22 protein-coding genes are annotated in these 19,548 nt (G+C 62.1%); 4 read left to right on the top strand and 18 right to left on the bottom strand.

All coding sequences use genetic code 11. The annotated features are described in order from the left end of the window. Positions 1–478: 478 nt before the first annotated feature. The 3 genes from grxD to PWG15_RS08110 form a co-directional block, all read right to left on the bottom strand. Positions 479–817, bottom strand: coding sequence for a Grx4 family monothiol glutaredoxin (grxD, locus tag PWG15_RS08120; protein ID WP_275023883.1), 339 nt, complete (start codon positions 815–817; stop codon positions 479–481). A 229-nt stretch (positions 818–1,046) separates the two neighbouring features. Then, positions 1,047–1,292: a hypothetical protein gene (locus PWG15_RS08115; protein WP_275023882.1), complete on the bottom strand. Its 246-nt coding sequence runs from the start codon at positions 1,290–1,292 to the stop codon at positions 1,047–1,049. A 6-nt stretch (positions 1,293–1,298) separates the two neighbouring features. Beyond that, positions 1,299–1,532: a BolA family protein gene (locus tag PWG15_RS08110; RefSeq protein ID WP_057248940.1), complete on the bottom strand. Its 234-nt coding sequence runs from the start codon at positions 1,530–1,532 to the stop codon at positions 1,299–1,301. A gap of 303 nt (positions 1,533–1,835) precedes the next feature. Here PWG15_RS08110 and PWG15_RS08105 point away from each other — a divergent pair, with 303 nt between their 5' ends. Then, positions 1,836–2,291, top strand: coding sequence for an ester cyclase (locus tag PWG15_RS08105; RefSeq protein WP_275023881.1), 456 nt, complete (start codon positions 1,836–1,838; stop codon positions 2,289–2,291). Here the strand turns inward: PWG15_RS08105 and PWG15_RS08100 are convergent. The 4 genes from PWG15_RS08100 to PWG15_RS08085 all read right to left on the bottom strand — a co-directional run bounded on the left by PWG15_RS08100 (position 2,288) and on the right by PWG15_RS08085 (position 7,765). Further along, complete coding sequence (locus PWG15_RS08100) at positions 2,288–3,199, bottom strand: LysR family transcriptional regulator (RefSeq protein WP_275023880.1); 912 nt, start codon at positions 3,197–3,199, stop codon at positions 2,288–2,290. The genes PWG15_RS08105 and PWG15_RS08100 overlap by 4 nt on opposite strands. A 45-nt stretch (positions 3,200–3,244) precedes the next feature. After that, positions 3,245–5,476, bottom strand: coding sequence for a phosphoribosylformylglycinamidine synthase subunit PurL (gene purL / locus PWG15_RS08095; protein ID WP_275023879.1), 2,232 nt, complete (start codon positions 5,474–5,476; stop codon positions 3,245–3,247). A gap of 197 nt (positions 5,477–5,673) precedes the next feature. Beyond that, entirely contained in the window at positions 5,674–6,255 is a 582-nt protein-coding gene (locus tag PWG15_RS08090) for an acyloxyacyl hydrolase (RefSeq protein WP_275023878.1), read from the bottom strand. Positions 6,256–6,346: 91 nt separating this feature from the next. Next, on the bottom strand, positions 6,347–7,765 hold the full coding sequence (locus PWG15_RS08085; protein ID WP_275023877.1) for an aminotransferase-like domain-containing protein: 1,419 nt from the start codon (positions 7,763–7,765) through the stop codon (positions 6,347–6,349). 82 nt (positions 7,766–7,847) lie between these two features. On the opposite strand from PWG15_RS08085, the gene PWG15_RS08080 reads away from it, so the two are divergent. Further along, positions 7,848–8,102 carry a DUF1127 domain-containing protein gene (locus PWG15_RS08080; RefSeq protein ID WP_275023876.1) on the top strand — a complete coding sequence of 85 codons (255 nt, stop codon included), beginning with the start codon at positions 7,848–7,850 and terminating at the stop codon, positions 8,100–8,102. 93 nt (positions 8,103–8,195) lie between these two features. Here the strand turns inward: PWG15_RS08080 and PWG15_RS08075 are convergent, their stop codons facing one another. From PWG15_RS08075 to purC, 4 genes are all read right to left on the bottom strand, one after another. After that, positions 8,196–8,603, bottom strand: a complete 408-nt coding sequence (locus PWG15_RS08075) for a hypothetical protein (RefSeq protein WP_275023875.1) — start codon at positions 8,601–8,603, stop codon at positions 8,196–8,198. Between the two features lie 56 nt (positions 8,604–8,659). Continuing rightward, a complete protein-coding gene (gene purQ, locus PWG15_RS08070) occupies positions 8,660–9,331 on the bottom strand; it encodes a phosphoribosylformylglycinamidine synthase subunit PurQ (protein ID WP_275023874.1) in 672 nt (223 codons plus the stop codon). Between the two features lie 165 nt (positions 9,332–9,496). Next, positions 9,497–9,739: a phosphoribosylformylglycinamidine synthase subunit PurS gene (gene purS, locus PWG15_RS08065; RefSeq protein WP_034794427.1), complete on the bottom strand. Its 243-nt coding sequence runs from the start codon at positions 9,737–9,739 to the stop codon at positions 9,497–9,499. Between the two features lie 16 nt (positions 9,740–9,755). Next, a complete protein-coding gene (gene purC / locus PWG15_RS08060) occupies positions 9,756–10,520 on the bottom strand; it encodes a phosphoribosylaminoimidazolesuccinocarboxamide synthase (RefSeq protein ID WP_057248960.1) in 765 nt (254 codons plus the stop codon). A 335-nt stretch (positions 10,521–10,855) separates the two neighbouring features. On the opposite strand from purC, the gene PWG15_RS08055 reads away from it, so the two are divergent. Next, on the top strand, positions 10,856–11,170 hold the full coding sequence (locus tag PWG15_RS08055; RefSeq protein ID WP_275023873.1) for a DUF1476 domain-containing protein: 315 nt from the start codon (positions 10,856–10,858) through the stop codon (positions 11,168–11,170). Positions 11,171–11,222: 52 nt separating this feature from the next. Here the strand turns inward: PWG15_RS08055 and PWG15_RS08050 are convergent, their stop codons facing one another. Both PWG15_RS08050 and PWG15_RS08045 read right to left on the bottom strand, forming a co-directional pair. Next, positions 11,223–13,757: an EAL domain-containing protein gene (locus PWG15_RS08050; protein WP_275023872.1), complete on the bottom strand. Its 2,535-nt coding sequence runs from the start codon at positions 13,755–13,757 to the stop codon at positions 11,223–11,225. A gap of 203 nt (positions 13,758–13,960) precedes the next feature. Next, positions 13,961–14,515: an RBBP9/YdeN family alpha/beta hydrolase gene (locus tag PWG15_RS08045; RefSeq protein WP_275023871.1), complete on the bottom strand. Its 555-nt coding sequence runs from the start codon at positions 14,513–14,515 to the stop codon at positions 13,961–13,963. Between the two features lie 259 nt (positions 14,516–14,774). Between PWG15_RS08045 and PWG15_RS08040 the strand changes: the two genes are divergently transcribed. After that, on the top strand, positions 14,775–15,590 hold the full coding sequence (locus PWG15_RS08040; RefSeq protein WP_275023870.1) for a DUF2189 domain-containing protein: 816 nt from the start codon (positions 14,775–14,777) through the stop codon (positions 15,588–15,590). A 108-nt stretch (positions 15,591–15,698) separates the two neighbouring features. On the opposite strand, the gene PWG15_RS08035 is transcribed toward PWG15_RS08040, so the two are convergent. The 5 genes from PWG15_RS08035 to rpe form a co-directional block, all read right to left on the bottom strand. Next, on the bottom strand, positions 15,699–16,004 hold the full coding sequence (locus PWG15_RS08035) for a PilZ domain-containing protein (protein ID WP_077961142.1): 306 nt from the start codon (positions 16,002–16,004) through the stop codon (positions 15,699–15,701). Between the two features lie 154 nt (positions 16,005–16,158). Beyond that, complete coding sequence (gene purB, locus PWG15_RS08030) at positions 16,159–17,460, bottom strand: adenylosuccinate lyase (RefSeq protein ID WP_275023869.1); 1,302 nt, start codon at positions 17,458–17,460, stop codon at positions 16,159–16,161. A gap of 62 nt (positions 17,461–17,522) precedes the next feature. Further along, positions 17,523–18,083, bottom strand: coding sequence for a hypothetical protein (locus tag PWG15_RS08025; RefSeq protein WP_275023868.1), 561 nt, complete (start codon positions 18,081–18,083; stop codon positions 17,523–17,525). Continuing rightward, positions 18,080–18,823: a DUF2259 domain-containing protein gene (locus tag PWG15_RS08020; protein ID WP_275023867.1), complete on the bottom strand. Its 744-nt coding sequence runs from the start codon at positions 18,821–18,823 to the stop codon at positions 18,080–18,082. The genes PWG15_RS08025 and PWG15_RS08020 overlap by 4 nt, the downstream gene beginning before the upstream one ends. Next, positions 18,820–19,497 carry a ribulose-phosphate 3-epimerase gene (gene rpe, locus PWG15_RS08015; RefSeq protein WP_275023866.1) on the bottom strand — a complete coding sequence of 226 codons (678 nt, stop codon included), beginning with the start codon at positions 19,495–19,497 and terminating at the stop codon, positions 18,820–18,822. Before rpe ends, PWG15_RS08020 begins: the two co-directional genes overlap by 4 nt. Positions 19,498–19,548: the final 51 nt, after the last annotated feature.

The raw sequence follows: 19,548 nt of genomic DNA, 5'->3' as shown, positions 1-19,548 counted from the left end.
TTCAAAAAGTCCTAACGGCGCATCGGGCGCAAGCGGAACAGGTTGGTCCGGAGCAAGTCCGGAAAAGAAGGGTGTCGGCTGGCGTCATGCCGACAGGCGTATTGAATCTCGAGCGAGGGCAGCCGGGGCGATTTGAAACCGCACGGACCGGGCCGGCATGAAGCAAGGGAAGCGTCGAACGGCGGGACCGGACTTTCCGGCGCCAAAGGGCGAGGCGGGAACCTCTACGAGCAGCTTATGCCGAACGATCGCAACCGATTCATGACAGGCCGGTCATCCGGCCCTTCACTCCGCTTCGGAACGCCGAAAGGCTTTCACGAAGGAAGCACGCTCTGAACGTATCGTGGCGGCTCCTGCGCGAACCGCGCGCAAAGCCTTCTGAAGGACAACGAAAATTAGGCGATCCGGAACTACGCCCGGAATCAAAAAAGGCGGTTGCCCGCCTTCTCCGATAGATCGGGGACGAGGCGTCCTTGGATCAGGCGGCGGCGCCCTTGACGGCAATGCCCTGCGCCTCGAGATGCGACTGCAGTTCGCCGGCCTGGAACATCTCGCGCACGATGTCGCAACCGCCAACGAATTCGCCCTTGACGTAAAGCTGCGGGATCGTCGGCCAGTTGGAGTAATCCTTGATGCCCTGGCGCAGGTCCGCGTCAGCGAGCACGTTGATGCCCTTGTAGTCGACGCCGATGTAATCGAGAATCTGGACCACCTGACCGGAGAAGCCACACTGCGGGAACTGCGGCGTACCCTTCATGAAGAGCACCACATCGTTCGTCTTGACTTCGTTGTCGATGAATTCGTGAATTCCGCTCATCTTGTCTTCCTTCCTGCGCCGGCTTCAAGGGCCGGATATCGATTGGATCCTAGATAGCATGCATATCGGTGATTTTCACCACCCAATCGCAACAAATATTGATGGGCCTCAAGATGTGGTTTTAATACCACTACAGCGCCGCGCGTCGTATCAGACGCGGCGCTGTCGCACGTTGATATGCCGCAATGTTTCCATCCTTAAGTCGGTTACGAGTTAAGGAAACATGCAGTCATGCGGTGCGGCGCCGGGTCTTGCTGCGCGCGGCGGCCGTGCGACGGCGGCTGACCTGTTTCTTGGCCGGCTTGCGGATGGCCGCTTCGAGGATATCCGCGAGGATGCCGCCGCCGGACGAGGTCGTCCGCGTGCGGCGCTTCGTCCGCTTGGTCGTCGTCCGCTTGACGCCGGTCTTCTTGAGGATTTCCTTCAACGCACTGTCGACGACGCCGCTAACGAGTTCCTTGATCAGGTCAGCCATTCCGGCTTACTCCGGTGCGCTCGTCTGCAGGGCAAGGGCGTGCAGAACACCCCCCATGTTACCCTTGAGTGCATTGTAGACCATCTGGTGCTGCTGCACGCGAGTCTTGCCGCGAAATGCTTCGGCCACGACTTCGGCGGCATAGTGGTCGCCGTCACCGGCCAGATCGCGGATCGTGACCTTGGCACCGGGAATCCCCGCCTTGATCATGTCTTCGATGTCGCCTGGTGTCATGGGCATGATACGCCAACTCCTTGTTTTTCTGCAGCGCCGGCCGCGTCGCCGACGCCGCTCCATACTATCAGGGAACCACGATTCAGGGGCGAAACGCAATTGCTGAATCGGGTGAGCAACAATGAGGTGTCGACGGCAATTGACGTTCTGCAAATCTGCAGAGGGTCGCTGCGACAAAGCTGATAGCGGCGAAATGCAGGTTCCGCTCTACTGCGCGAGAGCGCTGGCGAGGCTAAGTGAAAGCCAGCGCAACCCTCTTCATTTCAACACCACCCGTGCCGATGCGCCGGGTACCGGCAAGGAAGTCATATGACACGCGATCAGGTCAACACGGCGACAGTCGAAGCCTATGTGCAGGCGATGAATGCGGGCGACATCGCAGCGCTACGCCCGCTCTTCACCGCCGATGCGGAGATCCAGGGTGTAGTGGGTGCTGGCGTCTTCGATTTCGCCGCACGCGTCTGGCACGACCTTCATCATGGGCTGAACATGAAGCTTGACGTCCTGTCCTTGGTCGCCAATGGCGACACAGTCGTGGTGCGCCTGCGCGAAAGCGGCAAGTGGACCGGTCCGTTTCTGGACTTCAAACAACCGACCGGCCGCTCCTACGAGTTGCTGGCGATCGAATGGTTCGAACTCACCGATGGCAAGATCGCTCGGCGTTGGGGCGCCCGGGACGGCGGTTCGCAGGCGCGACAACTGGGCTTCCCAGGCTCGGCCAGCCATTGTCCGGCAACAAGAGAGGAGAGGTCGGAATCGGCTTAGGCCTCGGGGGCGGAACGTCCCTCGAACCGATGGCGGACGGCTTCGAAACGAGCCGTCACCGCTTCGCGGAACAGTCGCACATGCGGGCTGTCGCGCAGGCTTTCATGATAGAGGAGCCAAATGTCCGATCGGGCTTCAAGCTCGGGGATAGCACAACGCAGCAAACCGTCGTCTTCGAATGCTGCCCAACAAGGCAGCGGGCCAACTGCAACGCCGGAGCGAACCGCTGCAATCAGATTGGGCACGGAATTGCAGCGGATTCCGATCGGGGCGCCAGGCGCCGCTTTCCGCAAGGCGACGAGCGGCCTCAGGGCGGCAAGACCGCCGGTGCCACCTACGATCTCGTGCCGCTCAAGGTCGGCGATACTGCCGGGTAGGCCATGGCGCTCGGCGTAGGATCTGGCGCAATGCAGCGCCCATACGCTGGTCGCAAGCCGCCGCCGCACGATCCCAGCCTCTTCGGGACAGGAGCCGACGCGCAGCGCGACGTCCACTTCACCACGCGAAAGATCGAGCCGGCGATCGTCGGCAATCAACTCAATGGACAATGACGGGTGCTGGTGGCGCAATTCGGAGACGAGCGGCGCCACCACGTCGATGGCAAGAATCTCTGTCGTGGTTATACGCACGGTTCCGGCGATCGTGCGATTCCATCCGCGTGCGGCGTCGGCCAGCAGCGTGGCGCCTTGCTCGACCTGTTCCGCGAGCACGACAGTCGCTTCCCCGCGCTCCGTCAGTCGATAGCCGTTCGGCAGGCGCGCGAAAAGCGCGAGTCCCAGGTCGCGTTCGAGTGCATCAATCCGGCGAGCAACTGTCGTCTGATTGACCCCGAGGCTACGCGCGGCGGCAAGCGTGGACCCGGTGCGCGCCACGGCGAGAAAATATTTCAGGTCGTTCCAATCGAACATGGCGCGTCCGGAAAAATCATCCGCCGTGGTGGCGCTGTTCCTGTCTCAGTTTTCGGGAGCGAGATCGCCCTGCATGAAGTCCGGGAACCAGCCTTCGTGGGCGGCACGCAGATCTGCGACCGAAACTGCCTTGGCATCGCCGAGCTTGACGGCGTCGCCACCGGTCTTGCCGATGACGGGCAGGGCAACGCCTGCCGTCTTGGCACGGGCGGCAACTGCATCGAGTGCGCCGGCAGCGACGGTCACGACGTAGCGCCCCTGGTCTTCGCCATAGAAGGTGGCAATCGGGTTATGACCGCTAACGGCGTCAACCGTGGCACCGATGCCCGAAGCCATCGCCATCTCCGCAACGGCGAGTGCGAGGCCACCCGACGAGCAGTCGTGAACGGCAGTTACGAGACCGTCGACGATCAGGCCGCGGACGAAATCGCCGACCTTGCGCTCATGCGCCAGATCGACATGCGGCGCCGGACCATCGGTACGGCCGTGAACGTCGCGCATGTAGACCGACTGGGCGATGTGCGAACCGAGACCGGCAGGCGCGCCGGCGAGCAGGATCGTTTCGCCTGCAGCGGCAAAGCGGATGCGCGCCATCTTCGACCAGTCCTTGATGAGGCCAACGCCACCGATGGTCGGCGTCGGCAGGATCGCCTGGCCGTTGGTCTCGTTGTAGAGCGAGACGTTGCCGGAAACGATCGGGAAGTCGAGCGCGGTGCAGGCTTCGCCGATGCCCTTGATGGCATGGACCAGCTGGCTCATGATTTCAGGGCGTTCCGGATTGCCGAAGTTGAGGTTGTCGGTGGCAGCGAGCGGCAGCGAGCCGGTTGCCGTCAGGTTGCGCCAGCATTCGGCGACCGCCTGCTTGCCACCTTCGTAGGGATCAGCCTCGACATAGCGCGGCGTGACGTCGGAGGAGAATGCGAGCGCCTTCGTGGCATGGCCTTCGACGCGCACGACGCCGGCGTCGCCGCCCGGCAGCTGCAACGAATTGCCCTGGATCAGCGTGTCGTACTGTTCGTAGACCCAGCGGCGCGAGGAGTTGTTGGCCGAACCGACGAGCTTGACGAGTGCATCAGCGACATCGGCCTGCGGGATGTCGTTGGTTGCGAGCGGTACCGAGGTCTTTGCCGGGGTCCAGGGGCGGTCGTATTCCGGCGCTTCGTCGCCCAGTTCCTTGATCGGCAGGTTCGCGACTTCCTCGCCTTGGTGCAGGATGCGGAAACGCAGGTCGTCCGTGGTCTTGCCGACGATCGCGAAGTCGAGGCCCCACTTGACGAAGATCGCCTTGGCGACTTCTTCCTTGGCGGGCTCGAGCACCATGAGCATGCGCTCCTGGCTTTCAGACAGCATCATCTCATAGGCCGTCATGCGCTCTTCGCGCACCGGAACGCTGTCGAGGTTGAGCTCGATGCCGAGGTCGCCCTTGGCGCCCATTTCGACTGCCGAGCAGGTGAGACCGGCGGCACCCATGTCCTGGATGGCGATGACGGCGCCGGTCTGCATCAGTTCGAGGCAGGCTTCGAGCAGGCACTTTTCGGTGAAGGGGTCGCCGACCTGAACGGTCGGGCGCTTCTCTTCGATCGACTCGTCGAATTCGGCAGAAGCCATGGTCGCGCCGCCGACGCCGTCGCGGCCGGTCTTGGCGCCGAGATAGACGACCGGCAAGCCGACGCCTTCAGCCTTGGAGTAGAAGATCGCGTCGCTCTTGGCGAGGCCAGCGGCAAAGGCGTTGACGAGAATGTTGCCGTTGTAGCGGGCATCGAACTCGACTTCACCGCCGACGGTCGGAACGCCGAAGGAGTTGCCGTAGCCGCCAACGCCGGCAACGACGCCGGAAACGAGGTGGCGGGTCTTCGGATGATCCGGTGAGCCGAAGCGGAGCGCATTCATCGCCGCCACCGGACGAGCGCCCATGGTGAAGACGTCGCGCAGGATACCGCCGACGCCGGTCGCAGCCCCCTGGTAGGGCTCGATATAGGACGGGTGGTTGTGGCTCTCCATCTTGAAGACGACGCAGTCGCCGTCATCGATATCGACCACACCGGCGTTTTCGCCCGGGCCCTGGATGACGCGCGGGCCCTTGGTTGGCAGCGTGCGCAGCCACTTCTTCGAGGACTTGTAGGAGCAGTGCTCGTTCCACATCGCCGAGAAGATGCCGAGCTCGGTAAAGGTCGGCTCGCGCCCGATCAGGCCGAGAATGCGCTCGTATTCGTCGGGCTTCAGCCCGTGCGATGCGATGAGGTCCGGGGTGATGGGGCGGGTGTTCGAAATCGTCATCGTCGACCGTCAAATCCTTCGGGCGGCGCGCAATCCACTTAAGAGGAATATGGCGCGTGCGAACCGCAACAGACACAGGGGGCGCTTTGCGGCTTCTTTAGCCTATGCTGCGGCGCGGCGCGACAGAAAAATACGGGCGATCAACAGCGGTTGACGCCCGTATGAAGCTTTGCAGAAGGCTAGTGCGGCAACCAGCGTCAGAACTGGTAGCCGAGCGCAAGTCCGGCGCGCGTCAGGCCATTGTTCGGACCGTCGCACAGATTGGCATGCGACGCATGTTCCACGGTCGCCGAGACGTTCCAGTGCTCGTCGAGGCGGACGCCGGCAGCGGCGTATTCGCGGAAGAGGAATCGGCAGCCGAGTTGGGGACCGGAACCGTTGGGGTCATCGAGATCGCCATCATGAACCGTACCGCCGGCGCCGAACTCGACGAAAAGTCGCTTCGTCATGTCGAAGGTCCAGCTCAAACCGCCATAGGCCTGATTGACCCCGTTGGACGACGTCGCAACCGCTGCGCCGGTATAGACCCGGGGGCGCAGCAATTTTTCGCCGAGGTCTGCTGCCCCATCGGCATCGAACGGGTCGAAGTACACGGTGAATGACGGAAACACCCCGTCTTCCTGCTTGTCGCCGGCGGCGATCGACGTCGTCACGCCGAAGCGCATTTCATCGAAAACACCATCGGCGGCGAAGGTCGGCGCCGCGGTGAACATGACTGTAGCAAGAAGAAGACAGGCGCCGACGTTGCGAGGGCGAATGGAGCTCGACGATAGCGGCATGCGTAATCCTTAAGGCGAATCATATGCGCAAAACTGCTAAAACAGTATTTTGCGTAACCTTGCGCGAAAGTCACCCCGAGGATTTCGATAGTCACTCAAAACTGTCGTAGCCTGCGCGCCCACTGTCGAGCAGCCGTTTCAGCGTCTGAAAGCCCGCTCTTACCTGGGCGCGGTCCGGCGGCGAAGAAAAGCCGATGCGGATGCGGTGGAAGACGCGGTCGGTTCGTCCGGCCTTGAACTCGTCCTCGTCGTCGACAAGCACACCCTCCTGCAGGGCCGCCTGCTTGAAGGTGCCTGATAGCCAGGGGTCGGGCAGCTTCATCCAAAGGAATGGAATGCAAGGGTGCGAAGTGAACTCGATGCCCTCGAAGATTTCGCGGGCCATCGCCTCGCGGGCGCGCACTTCTTCGATGCCCTTGCTGCGCAGGATTGCGGCCGAACCGGACAGCACAAGGCGCGCGCAAAGCTCAGCGAGAATGAACGGCAAACCGCCGCTCACCATCTTGTGCGCAATTCGGATACGCTGGCTGAAATGCGGAGGGCAGGCGACCCAGCCACCGCGGACCCCGGCAGCCACCGACTTCGAGAGACCGCCGACCAGGAAGGTACGTTCCGGCGCAAGCTCAGCCAAGAGCGGCGTCTGATCACCGGACATGGCGCCATAGAGATCGTCCTCGACAAGCCAGACGCCATACTTGCGGGCGATGTCGGCGATCGCCTGGCGGCGCGCCAGCGGCATGACGGCGACAGTCGGGTTCTGGGCGCTCGGCATCAGGAAGGCGAGCTTCGGATGCTGTTGCGCGCAGACGCGCTCGAAATCCTCCGGGATCATGCCGAACTCGTCACTTTCGACCAGCGTCGTCCGGCGTCCGACCAGGCCGGCGCTGCGGCTGACCTGCGAATAGGTCAGTGTCTCGAAGGCGATACGGTCGCCGGGCGCGGTAACGGCAGTGATAACGGCAACGACGGCCGCATGGGCACCGAGCGTCGGCACGATGTTTTCCGGCTTCGGACGGAAGCCACCACGCGCCAGCCATAGGCAACCCGCCTCGAACCAATGGTCCGGGAAGTTGCGGGCGTAGCTTGCAATGTCTGCATGATGGTCGTGACTGATCTCGCCAAGCACCTCGCTCAAGACCGAGCCCTGGCCGATATCCGGGGCGGCTGTGCTGTCGAACCTCAACTTGCCGGCAGGTGCCACGAGCGGCCGAGTGCCGGCGAGGGAAGTCGTCAGCGGATCTGCCTGTTCAGGCGGACGGCTTTCGGGGTGATCGAGCACATAGGTGCCGCGCCCGACCTCGCCGCTCACCAGTCCACGTTCGCGAACGATATTGTAGGCGCGTCCAATGGTGCCGATTGTCACGCCTATGTCGTAGGCGAGGTTGCGCTGGGGTGGCAATTTGGCACCGACGGGCAGGGCGCCGTTGCCAATTGCCTGTTCGATCTGGTCCGCGATCCGCGCATAGAGTGGACCGTGACCCTGCTGAATGTCCGGGAGCCAATTTGTCATAGTGACAATTCTTTAGATTACAGCGGGAAATATGTCAATTATCACCGATACAACGATAGCAATCGCTGCATTGGGGTTATCAATGAGTACAATCGATACAATTTGTTTGTCCCGCTCGGAAGCGAAATCCGTTGAGCGCACCAGCACATTGTTTGGCGGCGACTATTCGGAGGAGCGCGAAAGCGTGCTGAAGCGCCTGTGGGGGCTCTATTGCGAACTGGCGGCGAAGCGACGCGGTCGCCTGGCGCTTGGGGAAATGAGTGATTGGCATCTGAGGGATATCGGCGTTTCCGAGAAGGATGCGCGCCAGCAATCGACTGTCCCGTTCTGGCGCTAGCCTATCGCGCTGGAACAACTGAACCACAATACACAAGGGCCGACCCACCTTAGAGGTGGACCGGCCCTTGCGTCGTCCCGATAATTCGACTTGTTACTTGCAGCCCTGTCCGCCGGCAGCCCAGCGCTTGATATCGGCGGCCATGCGGGTGCCCGTCGGCTCACTCATCAGCGGCCCGAAGGCCTGCAGGCGGGCCGGGTTGCCCTCGGCCTGAACCACGGCGAGCGGGCGTGCTTCCGGTGACTTGCGCGGCACGATCAGAATGCGCGGGCGACCGGAGAAGGAATTGAGCTCCGGCGCCAGGCGATAGGATTTGAACTCGGCGTCGCCCGACTTGAACCAGCAGCTATTGGCGCCAAGTGCCACGCGCTCCATGGTCGGCAGCGCCGCCGTGTTCGGGCTCGGCGCAGGCGGCTTCGGCGATTGGCACGAAGCGAGAAGAGCAAGGCCAAACGTTGCGCAGGCCAGGCTGGCCAAGCGTGCAGGGACAAATGAAGGCATCGACGGTCTCGCTCGCATTTGGGGGATGGATCGGATGCCTTCTATCAGCCGGATGGTTAAGCGGCGATTACTTCGAGCGCCGACGCAAAGAGGCCGCGGCCGTCGGAGCCGCCATGGGCCGCTTCGATCAGGTTTTCCGGATGCGGCATCATGCCGAGCACGTTGCCCTCAGCGTTCATGACGCCGGCGATATCGTTCATAGAGCCGTTCGGATTGGTGCCTTCGGCATACCGGAACACCACCTGGCCATTGCCTTCGATCGTCTTCAGAGTCTCGGCATCGGCGAAGTAGTTGCCGTCGTGGTGCGCGACCGGCGAGCGGATCACCTGGCCCTTCGAATAGGCGCGGGTGAAGTCGGTGTCGGCGTTGACCACTTCGAGCTTGATCTCGCGGCAGACGAACTTGAGCGAGGCATTGCGCATCAGCGCGCCCGGCAGCAGGCCGGCCTCGACGAGGATCTGGAAGCCGTTGCATACACCGAGAACCTTGACGCCCTTTTCCGCCTTGGCCTTGATCGCCTGCATCACCGGCATGCGCGCGGCGATCGCGCCGCAGCGCAGATAGTCGCCATAGGAAAAGCCACCGGGGATGACGATCAGGTCGACATCGGGAATATCCGTTTCCGTCTGCCAGACGGTGACAGGCGCCTTGCCGGAAATCTTGGTGAGGGCCGCGATCATGTCGCGGTCGCGGTTGAGGCCCGGAAGCTGGACGACGGCTGACTTCATAACTCTGTCTCCGTAAGCGACGAGGTGTATCTTGATGCCGCACCCCCGACGAGCCAGGCACCTCCCGATCGCAGCACTGCTCCGTTGGGCGCTCGTGCTGCTCCGGCATTTCTTAACGTCTGGTTCCACGCCCGAAGGCGCGGAACAATTTCGATGCCCGACGGATCAGGCGAACGAGATGCTGTAATTCTCGATGACCGTGTTGGCGAGCAGCTTTTCGCACATCGCCTTGAGGTCTTCTTCGGCCTTGGCCTTATCTGCGGATTCGATCTGCAGATCGAAAACCTTGCCCTGACGGACCTGGCCGATGCCATCGAAGCCGAGTGCGCCGAGCGCGCCTTCGATTGCCTTGCCCTGCGGATCGAGAACGCCGTTCTTCAGCGTCACGGTTACACGTGCCTTGATCACTTTGATTTCCCCGAAGTTATTTCACCAGAACGGGACCGGTGCCGCGCACCGGTTCGTTCTCGTTCATGATGCCGAGACGGCGGGCGACTTCCTGATAGGCCTCGACGAGGCCGCCGAGGTCGCGGCGAAAACGGTCCTTGTCGAGCTTCTCGCGGGTCTCGATGTCCCAGAGACGGCAGCTGTCCGGCGAGATCTCGTCGGCGAGCACGATGCGCATCATGTCGCCCTCGAACAGACGGCCGCACTCGATCTTGAAGTCGACGAGCTGGATGCCGACGCCAAGGAACAGGCCCGAAAGGAAGTCGTTGATGCGGATGGCGAGCGCCATGATGTCGTCGAGTTCCTGGGGGCTTGCCCAGCCGAAGGCAGTGATGTGCTCTTCGGAGACCATCGGGTCTTCGAGCGCGTCTGCCTTGTAGTAGAACTCGATGATCGAACGGGGCAGAACGGTGCCTTCCTCGATGCCGAGGCGCTTGGACAGCGAGCCGGCGGCGACGTTGCGCACGACGATCTCAAGCGGGATGATCTCGACTTCCTTGATCAACTGCTCGCGCATGTTGAGGCGGCGGATGAAGTGCGTGGGGATGCCGATCTTGTTCAGATGCGTGAAGATGTACTCGGAAATCCGGTTGTTCAGCACGCCCTTGCCGTCGATGACGTCATGCTTTTTCTTGTTGAAGGCGGTCGCGTCGTCCTTGAAGAACTGGATGAGCGTGCCTGGCTCCGGACCCTCATAGAGGATCTTGGCCTTGCCCTCGTAGATACGGCGGCGACGATTCATGGATTCTGTCTCTGTGGTTGTTGGCGCTCTTGGGTCACGCGCGTGGAATATCTCTCGGGGTCCATAGCCGAAAAGAACGGATTTCACAATCGGCGTATCTTCCCGTCCCCTGATTTGCATAGGGGCGCCCGCGCGTCCTCCCGGACGCGTCGAGGTCGCCGTGGCACTTTGAGCGCTGCGACGTTCACAGTCCTCAAATCAAAGGCGATTTCAGGAACCATCCGGAGGGTAACATGAAAGTCATCAAACCGGAAAACTACGCATTGCAGTTTGACCTCCGTTTTGGTTTATGGCGATAACTGTTTCCGGCATGGAATTCTCAGGGAGATCGATAAATGACGACGATGCAGGATCGCGAAAAGGCCTTCGAAGCGAAGTTTGCGCTGGACGAAGAGCTGAAGTTCAAGGCTGAAGCGCGCCGCAACAAGCTTGTCGGTCTCTGGGCTGCCGGCCTGCTCGGCAAGACCGACGCCGACGCCTACGCCAACGAAGTGGTGGCTGCCGATTTCGAAGAGGCTGGCCACGAGGATGTCGTCCGCAAGATCAAGGCCGACTTTGACGCTGCAGGCGTTGCCCAGACGGAAGAGCAGATCCGCTTGCGGATGCTCGAGCTTCTCGGCGAAGCCGTCCAGCAGATCCAGAACAAGTAAGTCTTCCGGCATCAACGCCGACCATTCACGCCCGGCCACAAGCCGGGCGTTTTTATTTGTCTTCCGTGCCGAAGATCGGCTTCCATCCGCGCCGAAGACGGCGTTCGAGCTCCAGACGGTCCATCGGGCGAGCGAGCGCGTAGCCCTGCAACACATCGCAGCCGAGATCCCGCAGCATCGCTGCGTGCTCCCAGGTTTCGACGCCTTCGCCGACAACCTCGATGTTGAGCGAGTGACCGATGTCGATGATCGCGCGGACCAGCTTGGCCTGTTTCGCGCTCTCCGTGATCGGGCCGACGAGCGCCCGGTCAATCTTCAACCGCGCAGGGTTGAGGTTGAGCAGGCCGATGATGGAAGCGTGCCCGGTACCGAAATCGTCGATCTCCACCTCGATGCCAAGCGCACCAAGGGCCGAGATCGTCTCGGCGATTTCATCTTCGGGATCGTCGAGGAAGATCGATTCGAGCAATTCGAACGAGAGGACGCCAGGGGGGATCTGCAGATCGCGCAGGTCGCCGATCAGGCCGGGGTCGCGCAGGCGGGGCGACGACATGTTGACAGAGATCTTGGGAATGGCAAAGCCGGACTGCCGCCACGATTGAAAGTCGGCATAGGCAAGCTCCACGACCTTCCGGTCGATCGCCGGCAGGACGTTGATCTCCTCGGCGACCTTCAGAAAGTGGAAGGGAGCGAGCACGCCGCGCTCTGGATGGTTCCAGCGCACCAGAGCCTCGACACCGGTGATCTCGAGCGAAGTCGCATCGAACTGCGGCTGATAGTAGACGGTGAACTGCCCTTCCTCGATCGCCTGGCGGATATCGTCGCCGATCCGCTTGGCGGTCAGGATCTGTGTCTGGATTTGCTCGGAAAACGCTTCGACGCGGTCGCGGCCGAGGCTCTTTGCCCTATAGAGCGCGATGTCGGCATTCATCAACAACTGCTTCGCATCGAAATCGTCATGCCCTTTCCAGGCGATGCCGATGCTCGCGCCCAGACGGCAGAGCTGGCCCTCATGGGGAATAGGGCGACGGAAGGCGTGCACGATGCGCTCTGCAAGCTCGGAGAGTTGCGGCAGGTTGCGGCCGCGGCGGCAGAGAATGACGAATTCATCGCCACCGATGCGGGCGATGAAATCGTCATGGCGCGCGTGCGCGCGCAGAATGGCAGCGGCATGGGTCAGCATGGCATCGCCGGCCTGGTGCCCGAGCGTGTCGTTGATCTGTTTGAAACGATCGAGGTCGATATGCAGGATGGCATTGACCGCGACGTTCTCCGCCAGCATCTGATCAAGGTAGCGCCGGTTTGGCAGATCCGTCAGGTAGTCGTGCAGGGCGTTGTATTCGATCCTGATGTGCGCCTGCTCGAGCTCGCGGTTGCGCGCTTCGGCGGAAGCCTGGGCATGGCGCAGGTCCTCCTGCAAGGCGATGTCTTCGGTGACGTCCCAGTTCGCCCCGATGAGTTTTCGCGTCCCGAGATGATCGATATAGGTAGCGGCATTGGAGCGGATATGCCGGATCGAACCATCAGGGCGCACGATCCGAAAGGCGTTGCCGTAGGGCTTGCCGGACGCGATGCCTTCATTGGTCCGAGCGATGATCCTGTCGCGGTCATCGGGATGCAGCGTGTTTTCCCAGGCTTCGGAGCTCGGCGGCCCGTCACTTGGGTCGAGGCCGTAGATCTCGAACATGCGCTCGTCCCAATCGTCCCGCAGGGCGTCGAGGTTGAAATCGAACACGCCGATCTTCGAGACGCCGAGCGCGAGCCTCAGGCGGCGAGAGACCTCCTCAAGACGGGCTTCTGCCTCCTTGCGCGCCGTAATGTCCGTGTCCGTGCCGATGATGCGGCTGGGCCTGCCATCCGGCCAATAGGCAACGGACGCGCCACGGCTCTCGATCCAGATCCAGTGCCCGTCTGCGTGGCGCTCGCGGTACTCGAAGGTGTTGAACACGGCCTCGCCGGAATCCTGCCGCTCGATTGCGGCGCGCACATGCGCGTGGTCATCCGGGTGAACGTTCTGGATCCAGGTCTCAAGGTTGCCGTCGACCTCGGCATTGTCAGGCAGGCCACGAAGCCGCTTCCAGGTGGTGGAGTAGAAAAGGTTGCCGGTTTCGAAGTCATGGTCCCAAACGCCTTCAAGTGCGCTGTCGAGCGCATATTTCCAGCGGGTCTCGTCGTTGCGAAGACCAGCGATTTCGTCGACGAACTCATGAACGGGCAGCATCAGCAGCAGAAAGGCGTCCTGGTCGGCGAAAAGCACAGGCGACCAGGAGACAAGCATCGGCAGCGGGCCGGAGAGGCTCTCGAAACGGAGCGTCGTGCCAGACGCCGTCGCAGGCGGCAAGATCTTCCGCGCCGGCAACAGGGGCCTGTCCTCATCCAGCACGAGATCTGCGAGAAGGGCTTTCCGGAGCGACGCGGGGGGCCTTAGCAGCAGTTCGCCGGCGCGCGCGTTGGTCGTAATGATCCGTCCCAGGTCACTGGCAATGATTGCCCCCGCCGGCAAGCGCTCCAGAGCGGCCTGCGTGAGAACATCCGAATTCGCCGGCGCGCCACGCGCACCTTTGGTGAGACCTTCGTTGACGGCCACTTATCCCATGTCCAGTGTTTGCGGCAGGATTTCCAGGGCATCGGGAGCCGGAAATCAGACCGCAAATCAAGATTCGACAACGCTCAACGCCCCTTGGGGACGAGTCACGCTGCCATGCCGAGCGATGATGACCGCGGACAATGAACGTCGGATTAATGGCGGATCGCAGGGCTAATGGGCCGTCAACCAGTGTCCGAGAAGCATCAGGGCTTCAGCCGGCTCAGGAACTGGGCGAACACCATCGTGCCCTCCGGCCAGGGGCCATGGCCGGATTCGGTGTTGATGTGGCCGGACTCGCCAGCGTCGACGAGCAGCGAACCCCAGGCATTGGCGATATCGTCGGCGTGCTCGTAGGAGCCGAAAGGATCGTTGCGGCTTGCAACCATCAGCGACGGGAACGGCAAGGGGTCCCGCGGATAGGGGCCGAATGTCATCAGGTGCTTCGGGCGGATCGTCGGGTTGGCCACATCCGGGGGTGCGACCAGGAAAGCACCGGCGATCGGCTTGTTGAAATGCGGCAGGGCGTGCACCGCAGTCGCGACCCCAAGCGAATGGGCGACGATCACGACCGGCTTCTCGGCGGCGTTGACCTCTTCGACCATGCGCGCCACCCAATCCTCGCGCACCGGCTTTGCCCACTCGGCCTGCTCGACGCGGCGTGCGGTGGACATCTTGCGCTCCCAGCGGGTCTGCCAGTGCTCCGGTCCGGAGTTGGTGTAGCCAGGGACGATGAGGATATGGGCGTCGGATACTTTCATAGTGGCCGCGATGTGGCGCTGAAAGCGGCCGAAGTCAAGGCCTGCGGCGCCATGTGCCAATTGAGAAACGCTATGGGTGCTGAACACGACGCGCGGCCGGATGTTTTCAACCCTGGATCGGTGACGCTCCGAGAAAAGATGGGGCAGGCGACAGCGCCTTCATTTTCTGTATAATCGGCATGACGGTCGCGGTTGGTGCGACTTTGTATCGTCGCATCGCTTTTCCGTGGCCGCTCTGGTTCGTTGAGGAGTGTGAGCCATGACAACATTCCATGTTCTGTCGGGGCCGGACGCGAGTGTCGCCCACCCCGGCATAAAGAAAATTGGCGTCTCGGATGTGTTCGACGCCTTGCGTCTCGGATTTGACGATTTTCGCGAAAAGCCGTCGCACTACGTCTTTCTATGCCTGATCTACCCGATTGCCGGCGCCGTCCTGATTACCTGGAGCGCGGGCGCAAACATGCTGCCGCTTCTCTATCCGCTGGTCTCGGGCTTTGCCCTGATCGGCCCTGTCGCGGCGATCGGTCTTTACGAAATCAGTCGACGGCGTGAACTGGGCATGGACTATTCATGGCCGCATGCACTTCGCCTGCATCGCTCTCCAGCCTTGCCGTCGATCATGGCCGTTGCCGCCATGCTCTTCGCGGTTTTCATTGTCTGGCTGCTGGTGGCCCAGGCGCTCTACGCGCAGATCTTCGGGGCCGCACCGCCGGACTCGATCGCCGCCTTCTGGAATGGCATTATCGGGACCGAACAGGGCTGGAACCTGATCCTCGTCGGCAATGCCGTCGGCTTCGTCTTCGCCGTCATCGTGTTGGCGACAACGGTCGTATCCTTCCCGTTGCTGATCGATCGCGATGTCGGTGCAGTTGCCGCAGTCGAAACATCGATCCGCGCGACCTTGGTCAATCCGATACCTGTCGCGCTCTGGGGCTTCATCATCGCCGCCGGCCTGGTGATCGGCTCGATCCCGGTCTTTGTCGGTCTTGCCGTCATCATGCCGATCTTCGGCCACGCGACATGGCATCTCTATCGCAAGATGGTGGAGCCAGGTCCCCGCGCCCGTTCAAGATAGGCGTTTCGGGCGGCGCGGCGAGAGCCGACGCAACCGCTCAAAACAGAAAGCGCCGCAGGTCAATCGACTTGCGGCGCTTTGCAGGGTCAGCGATGACTGGCTCCCGGTCTAGCGGAAGTGCTTGTAGTAGGAGGAAATCTGCGCCGCCGTATTGGAGGACAGATTGAGCTTGATGCCGATCTTGTCGCCGCGGTACCAGCGGACCATGCCGGTCAGGAAGCCTAGTTCCTCGCTCCTGATCGTCACTTCCTGCCCGGTCTTGGCGCCGATATCGAAGAGCAACTGAAAGCAAATGCCCTCGGCCGAAAGGTCCTTGACGATGCCGTTGCTGGAGCCGGACTTGACGGTCACCGTTCCGGTGATTTTCGTTTGCGTGCGCTGGGTCGCCCGCTCGACACTGTCCTTATAGGCCATGTGATCCTCAGAAACCTTAGTTGACAGGCCCCTATGGTCGCACGCAATGATTGAACATCCAGCTAATAAAAATGCCCGCATTTGAGCGATGTGCGCCAAATGCGGGCATATTCATATGGTGGAACGCGGACGCATGGCCCGCGGACGGTCAGGCTCAGCCGAAGACGCGCTTGAAAATCGTGTCGACGTGCTTGGTGTGGTAGCCGAGATCGAACTTCTCGCGGATGTCTTCCTCGGAAAGCGCCGCACGCACTTCCGTGTCGGCCAGCAGTTCCTCGAGGAAGTCCTTGCCCTGTTCCCAGACCTTCATGGCGTTGCGCTGCACGAGGCGATAGGCATCCTCACGCGAAACACCGGCCTGGGTCAGCGCCAGCAGTACGCGCTGCGAATGCACGAGACCGCGGAACTTGTTCATGTTCTTGATCATGTTCTCGGGGTAGACGAGCAGCTTGTCGATCACGCCGGTCAGGCGAGCGAGCGCGAAATCGAGCGTCACCGTCGCGTCCGGTCCGATCATGCGCTCGACGGAGGAGTGCGAGATGTCGCGCTCGTGCCAGAGCGCAACGTTTTCCATCGCCGGTACAGAGAAGGCGCGGACCATGCGGGCAAGACCCGTCAGGTTCTCGGTCAGAACAGGGTTGCGCTTGTGCGGCATTGCCGACGAACCCTTCTGGCCCGGCGAGAAATACTCTTCGGCTTCGAGCACTTCAGTGCGCTGCAGGTGACGGATTTCCGTCGCCAGGCGCTCGATGGACGAAGCGATGACGCCAAGGGTGGCGAAGTACATGGCATGACGGTCGCGCGGGATGACCTGGGTCGAAACCGGTTCCGGCTTCAGGCCGAGCGCCTTGGCGACATGTTCTTCGACACGCGGATCGATGTTGGCGAAGGTGCCGACGGCGCCGGAGATCGCGCAGGTGGCGACTTCCTCGCGCGCGGCCAGCAGCCGCTGCTTGCAGCGGTCGAACTCGGCATAGGCAAGCGCCAGCTTGACCCCGAAGGTGGTCGGTTCGGCGTGGATGCCGTGCGAACGGCCGATCGTCACCGTGTCCTTGTGTTCGAAAGCGCGACGCTTCAGGGCGTCGAGCAGCTTGTCGAGGTCGGCAAGCAGCAGATCCGTCGCGCGGACGAGCTGGACGTTGAAGCAGGTGTCGAGCACGTCAGACGAAGTCATGCCCTGGTGGATGAAGCGGCTGTCCGGGCCGACGAATTCGGCGAGGTGCGTCAGGAAGGCGATGACGTCATGCTTGGTGACGGCCTCGATCTCATCGATGCGGGCGACGTCGAAGGTGGCAGCGCCGCCCTTTTCCCAGATCGTGCGGGCCGCATCCTTCGGGATCACGCCGATTTCGGCAAGCGCATCGCAGGCATGGGCCTCGATCTCGAACCAGATGCGGAACTTGGTTTCCGGTGACCAGATGGCCACCATTTCCGGACGGGAGTAGCGCGGGATCATGGGCTTTAGCTTTCGTCGTCAGTGGAGGATGGCCGTGCCTCTAGCAAAGATAGCGCTGAAGCTCAACGCGTTTGGCTCACACGCCTGCTTGCCAGCCACAGGCTGACGCCGACCAGTATAACACCGCCGAGAGGCAGATAGAGGCGAACACCCAACACCAGGAACTGGTAAAACGCGATGAGCGAGGTAAAGGCGAACTGGAAGAACCACGTCCTGGTGCCGGCAGGCGCGTGCCATTGCGCATAAAATTGGCGGTAGTCGAGGGCGTAGAGCATCGCCGTCATCGCGATGGTGCCAAGCGAAAGGAAGAAAAGGAAGGCTGCAAAGCGCGTTTCAGGCCGACGCCCCAAGGCTGCAAAACGGGCCAGGAACAGCGATGGCCACCAGGTCAGCAACGCGCCGAAGCCGAAGATCAAAAGCAGCTCACCCAGATGAAAGGTGAGTGCACGTTCGCGAAACCAGAGCCCGCACCAGGCCGAAAGTGCCATTGCGCCGCCCCAGAGTGGCGCGCCAATGACAAGCTCCCGCATCGTCGGAAGGGATTGGGCGAGCCGGCTTCGACGCAGGACGCCGACCGGCGCCGGATCTGCATTTGCCTCGACGCCGGCCGCCGCCTCGTTCATTTGGCGATCCGGGTCGGGATCGCAATCCAGCGTCCATCGGTCGTGCCTTCGAAGCCGAGCGACTTGACGAGAACCATGATGACATGGGTTTCGGAGCCGTCGTCATTCCGGTGGGTGACGGCGCCTCCCACCTGATAGCCGGTGGGGCAGCGGCGGCTCTCGGGCAAGCGGCTGTCGTCCTGCAGGACGTCTGTCGCCGGCTGGCCGGCCTTCATCGTCATCGACAGACGAAAGCCTTTCACCTCCTTCAGAAAGTCCTTACAGAGGCCTTCCGGCTCGAAGGGTTTTTCTTCGAGCGTGACCGAATAGGTCTCGCGGAACCCTTCGTCGGCCGCAAAGGAATCGTAGGTCAACGCCTGTGGCCTGGCGTTCGCCTCGGTGATCGGATTGAAAGCGGCAAGCAGCCCGGGCGCATCGGCCAGACGATAGGCGTCGATCAAGGGCGCCGCACGACGGCGTGCCTCGTGGCGCGCCTTGGAGAGCGGGCTGCCATCCTCGCGGCTGACGGCACGCACGGGCGCGCCGGGCAAGAAGCTATCGTTGCGCGTATCGATCACATAGATGGTCGAATAGGGAAAGCCGGAGCCATCCTGAACGCCGTATTCCTCGAAGGCGAAGACATTGCCATCGGCCGAAAAGCCGATCGGCTGGAGCGCGGCATAATCGCCCGCCAGGGCCGGCGCTGCGGCAGCCGCAACGCCCAGGAACAGCACGCTGGATACTGCCGCGCGTGGCTTCATCGATAGGCCTTCTCGGCCGGCGCGCGGATCGCTTCGATCGCCGTGCGATAGGCTTCGACGGAGCCGCCCTTGAAGATTGCCGAACCGGCGACGAGAACGTTGGCGCCGGCGCCTGATGCGACGGCCGCCGTGTCGGGCGCAATGCCGCCATCGACTTCGATCTCGATTGGACGGTCGCCGATCATGGCCTTGATCCGGCGGATCTTCTCCGCCGTGGCATCGATGAACCTCTGTCCACCGAAGCCCGGGTTGACGGTCATGACCAGGATCAGATCAACCTGATCGAGCACATATTCGATGGCGCTTTCCGGCGTTGCCGGATTGAGCGAGACGCCCGCCTTCTTGCCGAGCGACCGGACGGTCTGGAGCGAACGGTGAAGGTGTGGACCCGCTTCGGCATGCACGGTCAGGATATCGCAGCCGGCTTTCGCAAAGGCTTCGAGGAACGGATCCGCCGGAGAAATCATCAGATGGCAATCGAAGGTCGCATCGGTGTAGCGGCGCAGCGACTTGATCACATCGGGGCCGAAAGTGATGTTGGGCACGAAGTGTCCGTCCATGACATCGAGATGGATCCAGTCGGCGCCGGCATCAACGACGTCGCGGACTTCCTGTCCGAGCTTGGAGAAATCGGCCGCCAGAATGGACGGTGCAATACGGATGGGGTGGGTCATGGCGCGCTCCGGCTCGAGCGGTTCCAGGAACAGGGCCATTGGAACCGCGCT

Source organism: Ensifer adhaerens (assembly GCF_028993555.1).
In the GTDB taxonomy this organism is placed as follows: Bacteria; Pseudomonadota; Alphaproteobacteria; order Rhizobiales; family Rhizobiaceae; genus Ensifer; species Ensifer adhaerens_I.
This window is presented reverse-complemented; position numbering and strand designations above follow the sequence as displayed.

What these genes read in the sequence shown, in the direction of transcription:
- grxD (WP_275023883.1), bottom strand. Translation starts at nt 817, where the DNA reads ATGAGCGGAATTCACGAATTCATCGACAACGAAGTCAAGACGAACGAT.
- PWG15_RS08115 (WP_275023882.1), bottom strand. Translation starts at nt 1,292, where the DNA reads ATGGCTGACCTGATCAAGGAACTCGTTAGCGGCGTCGTCGACAGTGCG.
- PWG15_RS08110 (WP_057248940.1), bottom strand. Translation starts at nt 1,532, where the DNA reads ATGCCCATGACACCAGGCGACATCGAAGACATGATCAAGGCGGGGATT.
- PWG15_RS08105 (WP_275023881.1), top strand. Translation starts at nt 1,836, where the DNA reads ATGACACGCGATCAGGTCAACACGGCGACAGTCGAAGCCTATGTGCAG.
- PWG15_RS08100 (WP_275023880.1), bottom strand. Translation starts at nt 3,199, where the DNA reads ATGTTCGATTGGAACGACCTGAAATATTTTCTCGCCGTGGCGCGCACC.
- purL (WP_275023879.1), bottom strand. Translation starts at nt 5,476, where the DNA reads ATGACGATTTCGAACACCCGCCCCATCACCCCGGACCTCATCGCATCG.
- PWG15_RS08090 (WP_275023878.1), bottom strand. Translation starts at nt 6,255, where the DNA reads ATGCCGCTATCGTCGAGCTCCATTCGCCCTCGCAACGTCGGCGCCTGT.
- PWG15_RS08085 (WP_275023877.1), bottom strand. Translation starts at nt 7,765, where the DNA reads ATGACAAATTGGCTCCCGGACATTCAGCAGGGTCACGGTCCACTCTAT.
- PWG15_RS08080 (WP_275023876.1), top strand. Translation starts at nt 7,848, where the DNA reads ATGAGTACAATCGATACAATTTGTTTGTCCCGCTCGGAAGCGAAATCC.
- PWG15_RS08075 (WP_275023875.1), bottom strand. Translation starts at nt 8,603, where the DNA reads ATGCCTTCATTTGTCCCTGCACGCTTGGCCAGCCTGGCCTGCGCAACG.
- purQ (WP_275023874.1), bottom strand. Translation starts at nt 9,331, where the DNA reads ATGAAGTCAGCCGTCGTCCAGCTTCCGGGCCTCAACCGCGACCGCGAC.
- purC (WP_057248960.1), bottom strand. Translation starts at nt 10,520, where the DNA reads ATGAATCGTCGCCGCCGTATCTACGAGGGCAAGGCCAAGATCCTCTAT.
- PWG15_RS08055 (WP_275023873.1), top strand. Translation starts at nt 10,856, where the DNA reads ATGACGACGATGCAGGATCGCGAAAAGGCCTTCGAAGCGAAGTTTGCG.
- PWG15_RS08045 (WP_275023871.1), bottom strand. Translation starts at nt 14,515, where the DNA reads ATGAAAGTATCCGACGCCCATATCCTCATCGTCCCTGGCTACACCAAC.
- PWG15_RS08040 (WP_275023870.1), top strand. Translation starts at nt 14,775, where the DNA reads ATGACAACATTCCATGTTCTGTCGGGGCCGGACGCGAGTGTCGCCCAC.
- PWG15_RS08035 (WP_077961142.1), bottom strand. Translation starts at nt 16,004, where the DNA reads ATGGCCTATAAGGACAGTGTCGAGCGGGCGACCCAGCGCACGCAAACG.
- purB (WP_275023869.1), bottom strand. Translation starts at nt 17,460, where the DNA reads ATGATCCCGCGCTACTCCCGTCCGGAAATGGTGGCCATCTGGTCACCG.
- PWG15_RS08025 (WP_275023868.1), bottom strand. Translation starts at nt 18,083, where the DNA reads ATGAACGAGGCGGCGGCCGGCGTCGAGGCAAATGCAGATCCGGCGCCG.
- PWG15_RS08020 (WP_275023867.1), bottom strand. Translation starts at nt 18,823, where the DNA reads ATGAAGCCACGCGCGGCAGTATCCAGCGTGCTGTTCCTGGGCGTTGCG.
- rpe (WP_275023866.1), bottom strand. Translation starts at nt 19,497, where the DNA reads ATGACCCACCCCATCCGTATTGCACCGTCCATTCTGGCGGCCGATTTC.